Raw genomic sequence first — 16,859 nt, 5'->3', positions numbered from 1 at the left:
CCTGTGACTGTCAATGACGACGCGTTCACCAACTGGAAGAACCGCGAGGAAATCGCGGAATCGATGATTCCGATCATCGGCAAGCTGCACCGCGAGCGGGATATCACCGTCCTCCTGCACAGCCGCTCGCTGGTGAACAAATCGGTGGTGAGCATCCTCAAGACCCACCGATTCGCCCGGCAGATCGACGGCGCGGAGCTCTCAGTCACCGAGACCCTGCCCTTCCTCCAGGCCCTCACCACCCTCGACCTGGGCCCCTCCCAGATCGACATCGGCATGCTGGCCGCCACCCACAAGGCCGACGACCGCGGCCTCAGCGCGGCGGAGTTCACCGCGGAGGCCGTCGCCGGCGCCACCGGGGACAACAAGATCGAGCGCCGCGAGGCGCGCGACGTCGTCCTCTACGGCTTCGGCCGCATCGGCCGCCTGCTCGCCCGGCTGCTCATCGAGAAGGCGGGCTCCGGCAACGGCCTGCGGCTGCGCGCCATCGTGGTCCGCAAGGGAGCGGGCCAGGACATCGTCAAGCGCGCCTCGCTGCTGCGCCGCGACTCCATCCACGGCCAGTTCCAGGGCACGATCACCGTGGACGAGGCCAACAACCGGATCGTCGCCAACGGCAACGAGATCCAGGTCATCTACTCGGACGACCCGACCTCCGTCGACTACACCGCCTACGGCATCGATGACGCCATCCTCATCGACAACACCGGCAAGTGGCGCGACCGCGAGGGCCTGTCCAAGCACCTGCGGCCCGGCGTCGCCAAGGTCGTGCTGACCGCCCCCGGCAAGGGCGACGTCCTCAACGTCGTGCACGGCGTCAACCACGACATGATCAAGCCGGACGAGCAGATCATCTCCTGCGCCTCCTGCACCACCAACGCGATCGTGCCGCCGCTGAAGGCGATGGCCGACGAGTACGGCGTCCTGCGCGGGCACGTGGAGACCATCCACTCGTTCACCAACGACCAGAACCTGCTGGACAACTACCACGGCTCCGACCGACGTGGCCGTTCCGCGCCGCTCAACATGGTCATCACCGAGACGGGCGCCGCCTCCGCCGTCGCGAAGGCGCTGCCCGACCTGGAGGCCACGATCACGGGCAGCTCGATCCGCGTCCCCGTCCCGGACGTCTCGATCGCCATCCTCAGCCTGAAGCTGGGCCGCGAGACCACCCGCACGGAGGTCCTCGACCACCTCCGCGAGGTCTCGCTCACCTCCCCGCTCAAGCGGCAGATCGACTTCACGACCGCCCCCGACGCGGTGTCGAGCGACTTCATCGGCTCGCGCCACGCGTCCATCGTCGACGCCGGCCCCACCCAGGTCGACGGCGACAACGCGATCCTCTACCTCTGGTACGACAACGAGTTCGGCTACTCGTGCCAGGTCATCCGGGTCGTGCAGCACGTCTCCGGCGTCGAGTACCCGACCTTCCCGGTCCCGGTCGCCTGACCCCGCTCGTACGACGACAGGTCCCGCCCGCCGACTCATGGCGGGCGGGACCTTGCCGTCAGCCGGTCCCGGAGACCGTGGCGGCGGGCGCGGGCGCGTACCCCGTCGCCCGGGTGGTGAACGTGCCCCGGCCCTGCGTACGGCTGCGCAGCCGCGTCGCGTAACCGAACAGCTCGGCCAGCGGCACGGTCGCCGTGACCACCGCCGCACCGCCCCGCGTGGTGGAGCCGGAGACCCTGCCGCGCCGGGCGGCCAGGTCGCCGAGCACTCCGCCGACCGCGTCACCGGGCACGGTGACCGTCACCTCGACCACCGGTTCCAGCAGCACCATCGCGCTCGCCCGCAAGGCCTCCCGCAGCGCGAACCGCCCCGCCGTGCGGAACGCCATCTCCGAGGAGTCCTTGGGATGCGTCGCGCCATCGGTCAGGGTCACGCGCACCCCGGTCACCGGATGCCCGCCGAGCGGCCCCTCGGCCAGCGCGTCGCGGCAGCCCGCCTCGACCGCCCGCACATACTCCTGCGGCACCCGGCCGCCCACGACCGCCGAACCGAACGCGAACTCCGCCGCCTCCTCGCCGGCCTCGGCCGCCAGCGGTTCGACGTCGATGACCACGTGCGCGAACTGCCCGGCCCCGCCGTCCTGTTTGACGTGCCGGTAGACCAGGCCGGACACCCCGCGCACCAACGTCTCGCGGTGCGCGACCTGCGGGCGGCCGACCCGGACGTCCAGACCGTGGTCGCGGCGGATCTTCTCCGCGGCCACCTCCAGATGCAGCTCGCCCATGCCCGACAGCACCGTCTGGCCCGTCTCCGCGTCCGTACGCACGACGAGCGACGGGTCCTCCTCGGCCAGCCGGACCAAGGCTGCCATCAGCCGCTCGGTGTCCGTGCTCCGCCGCGCCTCCACCGCCACGGACACGACCGGGTCGGCCACCGTGGGCGGTTCGAGGACCAGCGGGGCGCCGGGTGCGCACAGCGTGGCGCCGGGGCGGACGGCCTTCGGGCCGATGACCGCGACGATGTCCCCGGCCACCGCCGCGTCCACGTCCACATGCCGGTCCGCCTGGACCCACAGGATGCGCCCGACGCGCTCGGTGCGCCGGGTGGTCGCGTCCAGCACCGTCTCCCCCTTCCGGATCGTTCCCGAGTACACGCGCAGATACGTCAGCCGGCCCGTCGCGGTCGCGTTCACCTTGAACACCAGCGCAGCGAAGGGACCTTGGGGATCGGCAGCCCGCTCCCGCTCCGCCCCGTCGAGCACGCCCCGTACCGGCGGCACATCGAGCGGGGAGGGCAGATAGGCGACGACCGCCTCCAGCAGCGGCTCGACGCCCCGGTTGCGGTACGCCGAACCGCACAGCACCACGACCCCCTCACCGGTCCGCGTCAGATCCCGCAGCGCCCCGGACAGCGTCTCGGCCGAGAGCCCGGAGCGTACGCAGAACTCCTCCAGGGCCGCCGGATGCAGCTCCGCCACCGCCTCCTCCAGGAGCCGCCGGCGCCGGGCGGCCTCCTCGCGCAGCCCGGCGGGCACCTCGCCCTCCTCGTACGCGTCGGCGCCGTCCTCCCACACCAGGGCACGCATGCGCACCAGGTCGACCACCCCGCGGAAGGCGTCCTCAGCCCCGATGGGCAGCTGCACCACGAGCGGGACCGTGTGCAGCCGGTCCCGGATGGAGGCGACCGCGGTGTCCAGGTCCGCGCCGGCCCGGTCCAGCTTGTTGACGAAGGCGATACGCGGGACAGAGTGCCGGTCCGCCTGGTGCCACACCGACTCGCTCTGCGGCTCCACCCCGGCGACCGCGTCGAACACCGCGATCGCGCCGTCGAGCACCCGCAGCGCACGCTCGACCTCGTCGGCGAAGTCGACGTGCCCAGGAGTGTCGATGAGGTTGATCCGGTGACCGTCCCAGGCGCAGCTGACGGCCGCGGCGAAGATGGTGATGCCCCGGTCGCGTTCCTGGGAGTCGAAGTCCGTGATGGTCGTGCCGTCGTGGACCTCACCGCGCTTGTGGGTGGTGCCGGTGGTGTAGAGGATGCGCTCCGTCACGGTGGTCTTGCCGGCGTCGACATGGGCGAGGATGCCCAGGTTGCGGACGGTGGTGAGAGCGGTGACGGGAGAACGGTGCTGGTGGGTACGCACGGCCGGTGGCCTTTCGGGACGATCCGGAAGAAAGACGGCGCGATACCCCCGGACGAAGCGGCCCGGATGCGGGCCTGCGGGGCCCACTCGACATGACTGCATGTCAGAACAAGTGCAGGGCCCGGGCGTTCGTCACGGGGTCCGGGGCCGGCCGCGCAGCCGGCGCCGGGCGGCGCGAGACACCAGGATCACCTCGAACCGCGACGGGGGGACGACGGCGGCGGTGCTGTAACGCACGGCGGTCTCCCCTCAACGGTCACGGCGGACGCGCCGGCGATGGGCCGGCGCGCGGTGTGCGGCGAGTCTAGGGAAGGCGGGGAGCGCGGGGGAACCGGTTTTCCGGCCGGGTGGCTCCCGGCCTCAGGGGCCGGCAGGCGGTCCGGCACCGGCGCAGGGCGCTCCGGCCGCAGCCGCGCCACTCGGCGGGCGACGGACCCACACCCCGGCCACCCCGCGTGATCAGGGCGTTCACCGGTGTGTGCGGGTCCAGGGCCATCGTGCGCGCGAACAGCACACCGATCACGAGCGGGGCGAGCGAGAGGGCCAGCGAGGTGCCGGCACTGGTGACGTGCCGCGCGCGGAGGCGCTTCGGGTCGGGAGCCATGACCCCATTTCAGCGGCTGCGCCCCCGGGCCGGGATCGGCGGACGTACTCAGACCGCACGGCCCGGATACTCAACCGGGCCGTGCGGTGCGCCTGCGGGACGTTCAGGCGTTGGTGCCGGAACCCGCGCCGCGGGACGCCGCCTTGATGCCCTTCGTGATCGTGTCCAGGACGGACAACGAGGGCGCCTTGCTGTTGACGTCGAAGCCGGAGCGGATCACCACCAGCATGTCCTTGGCCAGCGGGGACGGGAAGGCCAGCGACTCGACGTAGCCGTCGTCGCCGTTCTTCGTCACCACCTTCCAGCGCACCCGGTACCCCTGCTGGCCGGCCACCGTGACCGCCTCGGACTTCAGCTCCTCGTGCGAGGTGATGCCGCCGTAGATCTTCTCGCCGTAGGACTCGTCGGCGTTGGCCTCGATGTCCTTCTCGGCGGTGGCCTTCGCGGTCTTGGTGGTCAGCTTCAGCGCCTCGGCAGGGGCGGAGAACACCCCGCCGCGCACGCACGTCTGTTCGGTGTCACCGGGGCAGGCGTAGGATCCGGTGGTCACCCCGGCGCCCATGCCCGACTCGCCCTTCCAGCCGTCGGGCACCGGGATGCTGATGCCGCTGGCCAGGTCCGTCGCGTAACCGTCCTCGATCTGCGGCCGGCTCGGCTCCGGCGACTCGCCGCCGCCGTCGTTGCCCCCGTCGCCGCGCTCGTCACCGTTCCCGCCGCCCGAACCGCCGCCGCGCTGCCGGTCGGGTCCGGGGGACGGGGAGCCGGACGGGGCGGTGGCGGCGGTGTCGCTCTTGCCGTCCGACTCGTCCGTCAGCAGATAGACACCGCCCCCGATGGCGGCGAGCACCACCACGGCGGCGGTGATGCCGGCCCCGATACGTATGCGCCGGCTGCGGACGGCCGCCGGCGGTACGCGCAGATGGTCGGTCCACTGGGTGCCGTCCCACCAGCGCTCGTGGCGGGGGCCGAATCCTGAGTACCCGGGGTCTGGATGCCAGCCGGGCGGGGTCGTCTGGGTCACGCCCGACACGGTAACCGGACTGCCTGAGAATCCTATGAACCGGGTGGGTGGTCTCCGCCGGCCGGCGGCCCGCACCTGCCGGCTTCCTTGGTCTAGACAAGTGAAGGGGGTGTCGCTAGCATCCGCCGACGAGGCGGGGCGGACCCGCCTGACCGCGCCCAGAAGTGAGGGCCCCATGGAAGCGACCGCCCCCGACCGTCGTTTCGCCGAGGACTACCGCCTGGCCCGGGAGATACCGCGCGACGGGCTGACCGCGTGGCGCGCCGCCATCGCCGCCGAGGCGGAACTCGCGCCGGGTGCCACCGTCCTGGACGTGGGCGCGGGCACCGGTTCCTTCGCCTCCGCCTTCGCCGACTGGTTCGGCGTCCGGGTCCTGGCCGTGGAACCGGCCGCCGCCATGCGGGCACTCATTCCCCGGAACGGGCTGATCGAGCCGCTGGACGGGCGGGCCGAGGCGCTGCCGGTGCCGGACGGCTGCGCGGACGCGGCCTGGCTGGGCTCGGTCGTCCATCACATCGGCGATCTGCCCGCCGCCGCGAAGGAGTTGCGCAGGGCCCTCAAGCCCGGCGCCCCGGTGCTCATCCGCAATTCCTTCCCGGGCCGGTGCGCACGGGACCTCCGGGTGCGCTTCTTTCCCGGCGCCGAGCGCATCGTGGACGCCTACCCGACGGTGGAGCAGACGTGCACCGCCTTCGCCGGGTCCGGTTTCAGCCGCGTCGCCCTGCACGCGGTGCCGCAGGAGAGCGCGCCGAGCCTCGCCGCCTTCGCCGACCGGATCAGGCGGGACACCGACGCGAAGCTCGCCGGCCTCGGCGACGACCAGTTCGAGCGCGGGATGCGCCGGCTGCGTACGGCGGCGGAACAGGAGCCGGACCGGCCCGCCGTGAGCTGGATGGACCTGCTGGTCCTGGTCTGACAGCCCGCGCGCCGCCGACGTAGAGTCGGGCCGCATGAGACTCAGCGACGAGGAGGGGCGGGCCGTACGAGCCGCCATGGCGGGCGAACTCCGGCTGCTCGAACCGGCGGTGCGGGCGTCGCCCGAAGCGGTGACGGAACTGCTCGACCCGGAGTTCACCGAGTTCGGTGCGTCCGGACGCCGTTACGACCGCGTCTCCGTTCTCGCCGTCACCTCCGCCGTCGAGGACGACGACCCCGGTCCGGACGTCTCCGACCTGTCCGGCAGCCTGCTCGCCCCCGACCTCGTCCACCTGACGTACGTCACCGAGCGCAACGGTACGCTGTTCAGGCGCAGTTCGCTGTGGCGCAGGACCGGTGAGCAGTGGCGGCTGTACTTCCACCAGGGCACCCCGGCCGGCCCGGCGCGGGGCGCCCCCGAATATCCGGCGGACACCCCCGGCGGCGCTGCGTAGGCTCACCCGATGACACCTTCCCGTTATCCGCCCAAGCCCCGGCCGGGCGACCGCGTCGCCGTGCTCTCGCCCTCGTCCGGACTGCCCGGCATCCTCCCGCTGCCGTACGAACTCGGCTTGCGCAGGCTCCGCGAGGACTTCGGCCTGGAGCCGGTGGAGTACCCCTGCACCCGGAAGATGGGCTCCACCCCGCGGGAGCGCGCCGCCGACCTGCACGCCGCGTTCGCCGACCCGGACATCAAGGCCGTCATGTCCAGCATCGGCGGCGACGACCAGATCACCGTGCTGCCGTACCTGGACCGCGCACTGCTGCGCGCCAACCCCAAGCCGTTCTTCGGCTACAGCGACAACACCAATCTGCTGGTGTTCCTCGACAACCTCGGCGTCGTCGGGTACCACGGCGGCTCGGTCATGGTCGAGTTCGGCCGCCCCGGCGCGCTGCACCCGCAGACGGCCGAGTCCCTGCGAGCCGCGCTCTTCACCCACGGCGCGTACGAGCTGACGCCGGCGAAGGAGAGCGGCAGCGTCAACCGGGACTGGAGGGACCCGCGCACCTTCGAGCAGGAGCCCGTCCTGCTCCCCGCCGACGGCTGGACGTGGCACAACGCGGACCGGGTGGTCGAGGGGGCGAGCTGGGGCGGCAATCTGGAGATCCTGGCCTGGATGCTGATGGCCGACCGGGAGATCCAGCCGCCCGAGGCGTACGAGGGCCGGGTGCTGTTCCTCGAAACGTCCGAGGAGCTGCCCGGCGCCGACGAGGTGTACCGCATCCTGCGCAACATGGGGGAGCGGGGGCTGCTGCGGCGCTTCCCCGCCCTGTTGATGGGGCGCGCCAAGAACTGGTCCTTCGACCAGCCGCTCGACGCGGAAGCCGGTGCGGTCTACCGCCGGGAACAGCGGGAGGCGGTGCTGCGGGCACTCGCGGAGTACGCCCCCGACACCATGGCCGTCCTCGACGTCGACTGCGGCCACACGGACCCGCAGGTGATCATCCCGTACGGCGGCCACATCAGGGTGGACGGTACGACCCGCCGTATCACCGTCACCTACTGATCTCCGGGCTCCCCGTTTGCGGTCGGACCACACGGCGTGTGTGACATAGTCGGGATGTACGCATACGCCCGAACGGGGAGTGGAGAAGCGGATGCCTGTCGAGTGGCAGCCCGTGCGGCAGGCCCGGACCCATGAACTCGTGCTCCAGAGCATCGAGGAGCAGGTCTTCGCCGGGAAGCTGAGGGCTGGGGACCGGCTGCCGCCCGAGCGCGAGCTCGCCCCCGTCTTCGGAGTGAGCCGGTCGGCGCTCCGGGAAGCGCTCCGGGTGCTGGAGACCATTGGCGTGCTGGTCGCCCAGCCCGGCCGGGGGCACGACTCCGGGGCCCGGATCGTGCGCAACCCGGACGACGCGCTGGGGCGGCTGCTGCGCCTGCACTTCGCTCTCGGCAGCTACAGCCTCCACGACGTGATGGAGGCCCGGGTCGCCCTGGAGCGCTCCAGCTTCGCGGCCGCCGCGGAGCACGCGTCCGATGAGGACCTGGACGCGGCGGGCAGGGTGGTCCACCGGATGTCGCGGGAGGGGATCGGGCCGGAGGAGTTCAACGAGCTCGACACCCAGTTCCACGTCAAGGTGGCGAGCAGCTCGGGCAACGCGCTCACCTCGACGTTGACCGCCGCGGTGCGGGAGTCCGTACGCCCCCTCATCCTGCGGGCCCTCGAAGAGGTGGACGACTGGCCCGCGACGCAGGCCCGGCTCAACGCACAGCACACCGAGATGCTGCGGCTGGTGCGCACCGGTCACGGCGAGGGCGCGGCCGATCTCGCCGAGCTCCACATCCGCGGTTTCCACGGCACGCTGGTCGACGAGGACCGGTCCGGCGGCGAAGGCGCCGAGTAGCGCCCCCACCGCCCGGCCCTACGGCAGCATCCAGGACAGTACGGCCGTCGACTGGAGGTAGACCAGGACGCAGAGGACGGCCAGCATGGCCACGCTGTATCCGGCGACCTTGCGCAGCAGGATGCGTTCCGAGCCCTGCATGGCGACCGCGGTGGCGGCGATCGTCAGGTTCTGCGGGCTCACCAGCTTGGCCACCACGCCGCCGGAGGTGTTCGCCGCGACGAGCAGCGTCGGGTCGATCCCCGCGGTCTGCCCGGCCGTCTGCTGGAGGTTGGCGAACAGTGCGTTGGCCGAGGTGTCGGAGCCGGTCACGGCCGTACCCAGCCAGCCGAGCACCGGCGAGAGCAGGGCGAAGAGACCGCCCGCCGTCGCCAGCCAGGTGCCGATGGCGACGGTCTGACCGGACTGGTTCATCACGTAGCTCAGCGCCAGCACGGTGGCGACCGTCGCGATGGCGGTCCGCATGTTCTTCAGCGTCCGGCCCGCGGCCGAGAGCGCCGCGCCGCCGCTCATCGGGTAGGTGTCGCGGTCCTTGGCGAAGCGGTAGACCAACGTGACCAGGATGCCCGAGAGGATCAGCAGGGTCCCCGGGTTGCCCAGGACCTCCAGCGTGTAGACCGCGCTGGACGACGGCGTACCGCCGGTGGTCATCAGCTCGCCGTAGAGGCCCGGCCACTCGATCCTGACGTTGGCGTGGCTCAGCATCTCGGGCACGTCCAGCCCGCCCATGTTCAGCTTGGCGATGCCGAAGATCGCGATCACCAGGACGTACGGAAGGACGGCGTAGGTGACCCGGCGCCGGGTGAGCGGCTCGCTCTCCACCTGGGAACGCTGGTCGTCGGGGGTGCGCGGCTTCCAGAAGCGCAGCATGAGCACCGCCACTCCGAAGCCCACGAGCGAGGCGACCACATCGGTCAGCTCGTACGCGAAGTGGTTGGCACACCAGAACTGGGTCAGGGCGAAGACGCCACCGGTCACCAGGGCGATCGGCCACAGCTGACGGACACCGCGGGTGCCGTCCACGACGAGCAGCAGCAAAAGCGGAACGAAGATCGCGAGCAGGGGCGACTGGCGCCCGATGACCGAGGCGATGTCCTCCGGGGGGATGCCGGTGAGGTTGCCGGCCGTGGTGACCGGGATGGCCATGGCGCCGAACGCGACCGGGGCCGTGTTGGCGAGGAGCACGGTCACCGCCGCCTTGACCGGGGGCAGACCGAGGGCCAGCAGCATCACGGCAGTGATGGCGACGGGCGCTCCGAATCCGGCCAGTGCCTCCAGCAAGCCGCCGAAGCAGAACGCGATGAGCATCGCCTGCACGCGCAGGTCGCCCCGGCCGACGGCGCTGAACGAACGCCGGAGATCCTCGAACCGGCCGCTGACGACCGTGAGTTCGTAGAACCAGATGGCCGCGACGACGATCAGCATCACCGGGAAGAGGCCGAAGACGAGCCCCTGGGACGCCGAGAGCAGCCCCAGCCCGACCGGCATGCCGAACCCGATGACCGCCACGAGCAGAGCCGTGACGACCGAGCCCAGAGCGGACTCCAGCGCGGAGCGCTTCGCCGCCATCAGGAGCACGAAGAACACGGCGAGCGGGATCAGGCTCACCAGCGCGGTCGCCAGGAGGCTGCCCCCGATGGCGTGAACATCAGGCGTGTAGGAAGCCAGCACTCTGGCCGGTGGTGCGGAAGCCACGGAATTACTCCTCGCTGAGTGACGCAGCTGATTTCAGCGATCAGTAGGACACTGCAGATGTCGTATGTCAATAAGGTCAGACCAAAAGACGGCCAGGTCACTTCCCGTCCGAGCAGGCGTGGATGGCGCGTGTGCATACTGCCGCGATCGGCCGGAGGGTAGTATGGTCGGACCACACCTTGCGATCGGGGAGCCTCCATGCGTATCGGACTCTTCGCCACCTGTCTGGGAGACACGCTCTTCCCCGAGGCGGTGAAATCCACCGCGGTGCTGCTGGCCCGCCTGGGCCACGACGTGGTGTTCCCGCCGGGCCAGACCTGCTGCGGGCAGATGCACGTCAACACCGGCTACCAGCGCGAGCCGGTTCCGCTGGTGCGCAACTTCGCCGAGCAGTTCGGCGACGCCTCCATCGACGCCGTCGTCATGCCCTCGGGCTCCTGCGCCGGATCGGTCCGCCATCAGCACGAGATCGTCGCCGAGCGGTACGGGGACGCGGCGCTGCGCGCGGGCGTCGCCGCGGTCAAGGCGAAGACGTACGAACTGTCCGAACTCCTGGTGGACGTGCTGGGGGTGACCGATGTCGGCGCGTACTTCCCGCACCGGGTGACGTACCACCCCACCTGCCACTCGCTGCGCATGCTCAGGGTCGGCGACAAACCGTTGCGGCTGCTGCGGGCCGTCGACGCGATCGATCTGGTCGAGCTGGAGGAGGCCGACACCTGCTGCGGGTTCGGTGGCACCTTCGCCGTGAAGAACGCCGACACCTCGGCGGCGATGCTCCAGGACAAGATGCGCAACGTCACCGCCACCGGAGCCGACGTGTGCACCGCCGGCGACTCCTCCTGCCTGATGCACATCGGCGGCGGGCTCTCCCGCATCAAGGCCGGAACGCGCACCCTGCACCTCGCCCAGATCCTGTCCTCCACCCGCACCTCGCCGCACGCCCTTACGGAGGCCGCCCGATGAGCGCGACGTTTCTCGGCATGCCCGCGACCCCGCCCCGCTCCCCGTACGGCACGGGCAATCTGCGCGGCGACCGGAAGTTCCCCGCCGCCGCCCACGACGAGCTGGGCAACGAGCAGCTGCGCCGCAACCTGGGCCGCGCCACCCACACCATCCGCGCCAAACGCCTCCACGTCACCGGCGAACTGCCCGACTGGGAGGAGCTGCGCGACGCCGGGTCCGCCATCAAGACCGACACCATGAACCGGCTTCCCGAACTCCTGGAGGAGCTGGAACGCAACGTCACCGCACGCGGCGGCACCGTCCACTGGGCGCGCGACGGCGTCGAGGCCAACCGGATCGTCGCCCGGCTGATCCAGGAGACGGGCAGCGACGAGGTCATCAAGGTCAAGTCGATGGCCACCCAGGAGATCGGCCTCAACGAGCACCTCGAATCCCTCGGCATCACCGCGCACGAGACCGACCTCGCCGAACTCATCGTCCAGCTCGCCCACGACAAGCCCTCGCACATCCTCGTCCCCGCCATCCACCGCAACCGGGACGAGATCCGGCAGATCTTCCTCAAGGAGATCCCCGGCGTCGACCCGGCCCTGGACAACGTCCCCGCCCACCTGGCGGCCGCCGCCCGCGCCTATCTGCGCGAGAAGTTCATGACCACCAAGGTGGCCGTCTCCGGGGCCAACTTCGGCATCGCCGAGACCGGCACCCTCTCCGTCGTCGAGTCCGAGGGCAACGGCCGCATGTGCCTGACCCTCCCCGACACTCTGATCACCGTCATGGGCATCGAGAAGGTCCTCCCGCGCTACCAGGACCTGGAAGTCTTCCTCCAGCTCCTGCCGCGCTCCTCCACCGGCGAGCGGATGAACCCGTACACCTCGATGTGGACGGGCGTCACCCCCGGCGACGGACCGCAGACCTTCCACCTGGTCCTCCTCGACAACGGCCGCACCGCCGCCCTCGCGGACCGGATCGGCCGCGAGGCGCTCAACTGCATCCGCTGCTCGGCCTGCCTCAACGTCTGCCCGGTGTACGAGCGCGCCGGCGGGCACGCCTACGGCTCGACCTACCCCGGGCCGATCGGCGCGGTCCTGACCCCGCAGCTCGCCGGCATGGACGAGGCCAAGGACGACCCGAACAGCTCGCTGCCGTACGCCTCCAGCCTCTGCGGGGCCTGCTTCGACGCCTGCCCCGTCAAGATCGACATCCCCTCGCTGCTGGTCGAACTGCGCCACCAGCACACCGAGCGGTCCGGCACCACCGCCGAGAAGCTGGCCATGAAGGCGGCCGGTGCGGTGATGAGCAGGCCCAAGGTGTACACCGCCGCGCAGAAGGCATCCCGGCTCGGCCGGGTCCTGGCCCGGGACGGGAAGCTCCCGGCGCTGCCGCCCCCGCTCAGCGGCTGGAGCGACACCCGCGACACCCCCGCCCCGCCGAAGCAGACCTTCCGCGCCTGGCTCGCCTCGTCCGAAGGCACGGCGGCCATGCGCGAGGCGTCGGCCGAACACACCCGCAACCAGCAGCAGGAGGACGGCTCATGACGACCGCCCGCGACACCGTGCTCGGCCGCGTCCGGGACGCGCTCGCCCTCGCGCCCGCCGGGGAGACCGCCATCCCGCGCGCCTACCGCACCGGGCGCACCCTCCCCGACGAGGAACGCCTCGCCCTCTTCACCGACCGGCTGGTCGACTACAAGGCGCAGGTGCACCCCTGCACCGCCGACCGGACCGCCGAGGTGATCGCCGAGGTGCTGCGGGACCGGGGAGCCGCGCGCATCGGTGTCCCCCCGGGGCTCGACACCGGGTGGCTGGCCGCCTACGACGGCGAGGTGCAGCAGGACTCCGCGGACATTCCGGCGCCGCGCCTGGACGCCCTCGACGGTGTCGTCACCGCGTCCGCCGTCAGCTGCGCGGAGACCGGCACCATCTTCCTGGACGGTTCACCCGGCCAGGGGCGGCGGGCGCTGTCCCTCGTGCCCGATCTGCATGTGTGCGTGGTCGACCTGTCGGCCGTGGAGGTCGGTGTACCGGAGGCGGTGGCCCGACTGGTTCCGGAGCGCCCGACGACGCTGATCAGCGGGCCCTCGGCCACCTCTGACATCGAACTGGAGCGGGTCGAGGGCGTCCACGGCCCGCGCACCCTCGCGGTGGTGATTCGCACAGACGTTTAGGGCATCATGCCCGACGGGATTACGCTCTCTGCCTGGCATGGACATACTTACCCTCTGGCAACTGGCGGCACTGGCCGCGGCGTCCGCACTCGTCGGCTTCTCCAAGACGGCCGTCAGCGGCGCCAACACGATCAGCCTCGCGGTCTTCGCGGCGGTCCTCCCCGCCCGCGAGTCCACCGGGGTACTGCTCCCGATCCTGATCGCCGGCGATGTGCTCGCCGTCCTCGTCTACCGGCGCCACGCGCACTGGCCGACCCTGCTGCGGCTCTTCCCGGCCGTCGCGGCCGGCGTGGTGGCGGGCACCCTGTTCATGATGTGGGCCGACGACGCCACCGTGCGGACCTCGATCGGCGCGATCCTGGTCTTCATGGCCGGTGTCACCGTCTGGCGCCGCCGTACCGCCGAGGCCGTCGCGGAGCCCGGCGCGGACGACGGGCCGCCGACCGCCGGTGAACGGCTCAAGGCACGTTCGTACGGGGTGCTCGGCGGTTTCACCACCATGGTCGCCAACGCGGGCGGCCCGGTGATGTCGCTCTACCTCCTCTCGGCCGGATTCCGGAAACTCGGCTTCCTGGGCACCTCCGCGTGGTTCTTCCTGATCGTGAACACCGTGAAGGTGCCGTTCAGCGTGGGCCTCGGGCTGATCGACGGCCACTCCCTGCTGCTGGACGCCTGCCTGCTGGTGTTCGTCCTCCCGGGCGCCTGGATCGGCCGCATGTGCGTGGACCGCATCGACCAACGGCTCTTCGAACGCATCGTCCTGGCCGCCACCGTCGTCGGCGGACTCCAGCTCCTCCTCACCTGAAGGCGTTACGCCGCCGGCCCCCGCGGACCCGCGTCCCCGGGGGCCGGCCTCCGTATCCCGGCGGGGCCGGTCAGATGATGCCCTCCTCGATCTCCGCCTGCTCACGCGCGTTCCCGTACGCCGACGGCGTGCCGTACGAGCGCCGCGCGACGAACCACCACACCGTGGCCAGGACCAGCACGGCGACCAGCGCGATCGACGCGTAGTTCATCGAGCCGATCGTCACCGGGGAGGACTGCGGCAACAGGAACAGCACGGTCACGATCGCCACCCACACCACGGCGATCCAGCCGACCGGCTTCGACCAGCGGCCCAGGTGCCACGGCCCGCGCTGGAAGCGGCCCCCGGCGCGCAGCTTCAGGAAGATCGGGATCGCGTAGGCGGGCGTGATGCCGATGACGTTGATCGCGGTCACTGCCCCGTACGCGGTCGCCGAGTACAGCGACGGCAGGGCCAGCACCCCGGCGACGATCACCGACAGCCACACCGCGGGCACCGGCGTCTGCGTCCGCGCGCTCACCTTCCGCCAGAGCGAGGAGCCGGGCAGCGCGTTGTCCCGGCTGAAGGCGAACACCATCCGGCTGGCGGCGGCGACCTCCGCGTTGCCGCAGAACAGCTGCGCCGCGATCACGATCAGCAGCATCGCCGTGGCGCCCGAGGTGCCGAGCGCGTCGATCAGGATCTGCGCGGGCGGAACCCCGGTCTCGCTGTTCTGCGTACCCGCGTAATCCTGGATGGCGAAGGTGAGCCCGGCCAGCAGGACGAAACCGGCTACCCACGAGACCCAGATCGCCCGGACGATGCCGCGCGCCGCCGAGACCGAGGCGTTGGAGGTCTCCTCCGACAGATGGGCCGAGGCGTCGTAGCCGCAGAACGTGTACTGCGCGAGCAGCAGCCCGATCGCCGCCACGTACAACGGGTTGTGCCAGCCGGTGTCGTTGACGAACTCGGTGAAGACGAACGAGGGCGACTGGTGGTGCGCGGGCACGATCGCCAGTACGGAGACGATCACCGCCACGCCCGCCAGATGCCACCACACGCTGATCGAGTTGAGGATGCTCACCACCCGCACCCCGAACAGGTTGATGACGGCGTGCAGCAGCAGGATGCAGACGAAGATGATCATCGTCTTGCCCGGAGTGGGCGTGAAGCCCCACTGGAGCTTCATCAGCGCGCCCGTGAACAGCGCGGCGCCGTAGTCGATGCCCGCGATGGCACCGAGCAGCCCGAGCAGATTCAGCCAGCCGGTGTACCAGCCCCACTTACGGCCGCCCAGCCGGTCGGCCATGTAGTACAGCGCCCCCGACGTCGGATACGCGCTCGTCACCTCGGCGAGCGCCATCCCGACGCACAGCACGAAGAGGCCGACCCCTGCCCAGCCCCACAGCATCACCGCCGGCCCGCCCGTCGACATGCCGAAGCCGTACAGGGTCATGCACCCCGACAGGATCGAGATGACGGAGAAGCTGATGGCGAAGTTGCCGAACCCGCCCATCCGGCGGGCCAGGACCGGTTGGTAGCCGAGCTCACGGAGCCGCTGCTCCTCGTCCTTCGGCGCACTGGTCCCGGCGCCCTTGCGGGGCGAGGTGGACACGGACATGGGGGACCTCCTGGGGGGTGGACGGACAGTACGAAACGGGGCGGGGGCGCTCAGCCGGGGTCCGCGGCCAGCGCACGGGCGCGGGCCCGCACGAAGACCTCCTCGGCACCGCCGGGGCCGTCGGGCGTACGGGAACGGCAGGCCCAGGGCAGCGACGTGAAGTACGGGCCCAGCTCCCGGAACACCTCGGCCGCGTCGGCGAACCGGAGCGCCCCCCACAGCGCGTGCGCGAGGTGGTTGAGGTCTGGCAGGGCGCGGGTGGCGGCGGGAGCGTGCCGGTACCAGACCTCCAGCGCGCGCAGGGCCTCGCGCTCGGCGTCCTCGGTGACCCAGTGCAGGTCGAGGGCCTTGTCGTGGTCGTGCTCCCGGCGGTAGCGCTCCACCCGGACGTACAGCGGGAGCACATGGAGGGCCGAGCCCTCGGGCGCCGTGGACGACGCCCACTGCACGAAGTTCACCGCCTCGGAGAGCGTGCCGCCGGCCCTGCGCGCGTACACGAACTGGAGCATCCGGTGGTACGCCTCGCGGTTGTGCGGGTCGCGCCGGTCGGTCTCGGCCAGCAGCCCCCACGGGCCGGGGAACAGCATGGGCCCGGGCGGCGGGAGCCGGTGCTCGGCGAGGCGCTGGTCGTCGTCCAGCTGGGACAGGGTGAGGAGGCAGACCCAGGGCACCGGGTCGGCCGGAGCGGCGTGGGCCGCCGAACGGCACGCCTCCCACGCCTCCTGCCAGAGGTCCCGGCCGCTGGGGTGGCCGGAGCGGTTGGCCCGCACGGCCCGCTCCACGGCGACCCGGGCGCGCATCACGGCCGCGGCGGCGCTCTCCGGCTCCTCGGTCAGCCAGGTGCGTATCGCGTCCGTCCCCGCCGCGACCGCGCCGAGGACCTGGGTGCGCTGGGTCCACAGCGCCCAGTCCGGGGTGCGCGCCAGCAGGTCGCGCATGGCGATCCAGCGTCCGGTGCGTAAGTCCTGTAACGCCGCGCGGAGTTCATTGTCGTGGCCGGCCGGATGGTAAACCGGCCGGAATTCACCGTTGGCCATGGACGCGCTCGGGACGGGATGCTGAATTCATCGATCCTCAGGGATGATTGCGGCATAGAAACAGTTGAAGTGCGAACTGCTTTCGGGCTTCCGGTTCCTGTTCGGCGGTGAGTG

At 71.3% G+C, this 16,859-nt stretch carries 15 protein-coding genes; 9 read left to right on the top strand and 6 right to left on the bottom strand.

Annotation, left to right across the window (positions count from 1 at the left end; translation table 11 throughout):
* Positions 1-3 precede the first annotated feature (3 nt).
* Positions 4-1,449, top strand: coding sequence for a glyceraldehyde-3-phosphate dehydrogenase (locus ACN6LM_RS11910; RefSeq protein WP_445065298.1), 1,446 nt, complete (start codon positions 4-6; stop codon positions 1,447-1,449).
* 58 nt (positions 1,450-1,507) lie between these two features.
* On the opposite strand, the gene fusA is transcribed toward ACN6LM_RS11910, so the two are convergent.
* From fusA to ACN6LM_RS11895, 3 genes are all read right to left on the bottom strand, one after another.
* Positions 1,508-3,592: an elongation factor G gene (gene fusA / locus ACN6LM_RS11905; RefSeq protein WP_445065297.1), complete on the bottom strand. Its 2,085-nt coding sequence runs from the start codon at positions 3,590-3,592 to the stop codon at positions 1,508-1,510.
* 304 nt (positions 3,593-3,896) lie between these two features.
* Positions 3,897-4,196, bottom strand: coding sequence for a hypothetical protein (locus ACN6LM_RS11900; RefSeq protein WP_445065296.1), 300 nt, complete (start codon positions 4,194-4,196; stop codon positions 3,897-3,899).
* A gap of 103 nt (positions 4,197-4,299) precedes the next feature.
* Entirely contained in the window at positions 4,300-5,217 is a 918-nt protein-coding gene (locus tag ACN6LM_RS11895; protein ID WP_445065295.1) for a DUF2510 domain-containing protein, read from the bottom strand.
* Positions 5,218-5,392: 175 nt separating this feature from the next.
* Here ACN6LM_RS11895 and ACN6LM_RS11890 point away from each other — a divergent pair, with 175 nt between their 5' ends.
* The 4 genes from ACN6LM_RS11890 to ACN6LM_RS11875 all read left to right on the top strand — a co-directional run bounded on the left by ACN6LM_RS11890 (position 5,393) and on the right by ACN6LM_RS11875 (position 8,478).
* The gene (locus tag ACN6LM_RS11890) at positions 5,393-6,133 is read left to right on the top strand and encodes a class I SAM-dependent methyltransferase (RefSeq protein ID WP_445065294.1); all 741 of its coding nucleotides are present in this window, start codon (positions 5,393-5,395) and stop codon (positions 6,131-6,133) included.
* Between the two features lie 34 nt (positions 6,134-6,167).
* Positions 6,168-6,587: a nuclear transport factor 2 family protein gene (locus ACN6LM_RS11885; protein ID WP_445065293.1), complete on the top strand. Its 420-nt coding sequence runs from the start codon at positions 6,168-6,170 to the stop codon at positions 6,585-6,587.
* A 9-nt stretch (positions 6,588-6,596) separates the two neighbouring features.
* Positions 6,597-7,640: a S66 family peptidase gene (locus tag ACN6LM_RS11880; protein ID WP_445065292.1), complete on the top strand. Its 1,044-nt coding sequence runs from the start codon at positions 6,597-6,599 to the stop codon at positions 7,638-7,640.
* 91 nt (positions 7,641-7,731) lie between these two features.
* Positions 7,732-8,478: a FadR/GntR family transcriptional regulator gene (locus ACN6LM_RS11875; RefSeq protein ID WP_445065291.1), complete on the top strand. Its 747-nt coding sequence runs from the start codon at positions 7,732-7,734 to the stop codon at positions 8,476-8,478.
* Between the two features lie 18 nt (positions 8,479-8,496).
* Here ACN6LM_RS11875 and ACN6LM_RS11870 read toward each other — a convergent pair whose 3' ends face one another.
* On the bottom strand, positions 8,497-10,173 hold the full coding sequence (locus ACN6LM_RS11870) for an L-lactate permease (RefSeq protein WP_445065290.1): 1,677 nt from the start codon (positions 10,171-10,173) through the stop codon (positions 8,497-8,499).
* Positions 10,174-10,371: 198 nt separating this feature from the next.
* Here ACN6LM_RS11870 and ACN6LM_RS11865 point away from each other — a divergent pair, with 198 nt between their 5' ends.
* Genes ACN6LM_RS11865 through ACN6LM_RS11850 form a run of 4 tightly spaced genes read left to right on the top strand, consistent with a single transcriptional unit; the run spans position 10,372 to position 14,108 of the window.
* Positions 10,372-11,139, top strand: coding sequence for a (Fe-S)-binding protein (locus ACN6LM_RS11865; protein WP_445065289.1), 768 nt, complete (start codon positions 10,372-10,374; stop codon positions 11,137-11,139).
* Positions 11,136-12,674 carry a LutB/LldF family L-lactate oxidation iron-sulfur protein gene (locus ACN6LM_RS11860; RefSeq protein ID WP_445065288.1) on the top strand — a complete coding sequence of 513 codons (1,539 nt, stop codon included), beginning with the start codon at positions 11,136-11,138 and terminating at the stop codon, positions 12,672-12,674. The genes ACN6LM_RS11865 and ACN6LM_RS11860 overlap by 4 nt, the downstream gene beginning before the upstream one ends.
* Complete coding sequence (locus tag ACN6LM_RS11855) at positions 12,671-13,303, top strand: LutC/YkgG family protein (RefSeq protein WP_445065287.1); 633 nt, start codon at positions 12,671-12,673, stop codon at positions 13,301-13,303. The genes ACN6LM_RS11860 and ACN6LM_RS11855 overlap by 4 nt, the downstream gene beginning before the upstream one ends.
* A gap of 37 nt (positions 13,304-13,340) precedes the next feature.
* The gene (locus tag ACN6LM_RS11850) at positions 13,341-14,108 is read left to right on the top strand and encodes a sulfite exporter TauE/SafE family protein (protein WP_445065286.1); all 768 of its coding nucleotides are present in this window, start codon (positions 13,341-13,343) and stop codon (positions 14,106-14,108) included.
* A 70-nt stretch (positions 14,109-14,178) separates the two neighbouring features.
* Here ACN6LM_RS11850 and ACN6LM_RS11845 read toward each other — a convergent pair whose 3' ends face one another.
* Positions 14,179-15,708 (bottom strand): amino acid permease, encoded by a 1,530-nt coding sequence (locus ACN6LM_RS11845; RefSeq protein WP_445065285.1) that lies wholly within the window; start codon positions 15,706-15,708, stop codon positions 14,179-14,181.
* Positions 15,709-15,758: 50 nt separating this feature from the next.
* Entirely contained in the window at positions 15,759-16,745 is a 987-nt protein-coding gene (locus ACN6LM_RS11840) for a hypothetical protein (RefSeq protein ID WP_445065284.1), read from the bottom strand.
* Positions 16,746-16,859: the final 114 nt, after the last annotated feature.

The sequence above is a fragment of the Streptomyces sp. SAS_281 genome (assembly GCF_052542855.1).
Note: the sequence above shows the minus strand (reverse complement) of the source record. Positions and strands in the feature narration are given on the sequence as shown.

What these genes read in the sequence shown, in the direction of transcription:
- ACN6LM_RS11900 (WP_445065296.1), bottom strand. Translation starts at nt 4,196, where the DNA reads ATGGCTCCCGACCCGAAGCGCCTCCGCGCGCGGCACGTCACCAGTGCC.
- ACN6LM_RS11890 (WP_445065294.1), top strand. Translation starts at nt 5,393, where the DNA reads ATGGAAGCGACCGCCCCCGACCGTCGTTTCGCCGAGGACTACCGCCTG.
- ACN6LM_RS11885 (WP_445065293.1), top strand. Translation starts at nt 6,168, where the DNA reads ATGAGACTCAGCGACGAGGAGGGGCGGGCCGTACGAGCCGCCATGGCG.
- ACN6LM_RS11880 (WP_445065292.1), top strand. Translation starts at nt 6,597, where the DNA reads ATGACACCTTCCCGTTATCCGCCCAAGCCCCGGCCGGGCGACCGCGTC.
- ACN6LM_RS11875 (WP_445065291.1), top strand. Translation starts at nt 7,732, where the DNA reads ATGCCTGTCGAGTGGCAGCCCGTGCGGCAGGCCCGGACCCATGAACTC.
- ACN6LM_RS11865 (WP_445065289.1), top strand. Translation starts at nt 10,372, where the DNA reads ATGCGTATCGGACTCTTCGCCACCTGTCTGGGAGACACGCTCTTCCCC.
- ACN6LM_RS11860 (WP_445065288.1), top strand. Translation starts at nt 11,136, where the DNA reads ATGAGCGCGACGTTTCTCGGCATGCCCGCGACCCCGCCCCGCTCCCCG.
- ACN6LM_RS11855 (WP_445065287.1), top strand. Translation starts at nt 12,671, where the DNA reads ATGACGACCGCCCGCGACACCGTGCTCGGCCGCGTCCGGGACGCGCTC.
- ACN6LM_RS11850 (WP_445065286.1), top strand. Translation starts at nt 13,341, where the DNA reads ATGGACATACTTACCCTCTGGCAACTGGCGGCACTGGCCGCGGCGTCC.
- ACN6LM_RS11845 (WP_445065285.1), bottom strand. Translation starts at nt 15,708, where the DNA reads ATGTCCGTGTCCACCTCGCCCCGCAAGGGCGCCGGGACCAGTGCGCCG.
- ACN6LM_RS11840 (WP_445065284.1), bottom strand. Translation starts at nt 16,745, where the DNA reads ATGGCCAACGGTGAATTCCGGCCGGTTTACCATCCGGCCGGCCACGAC.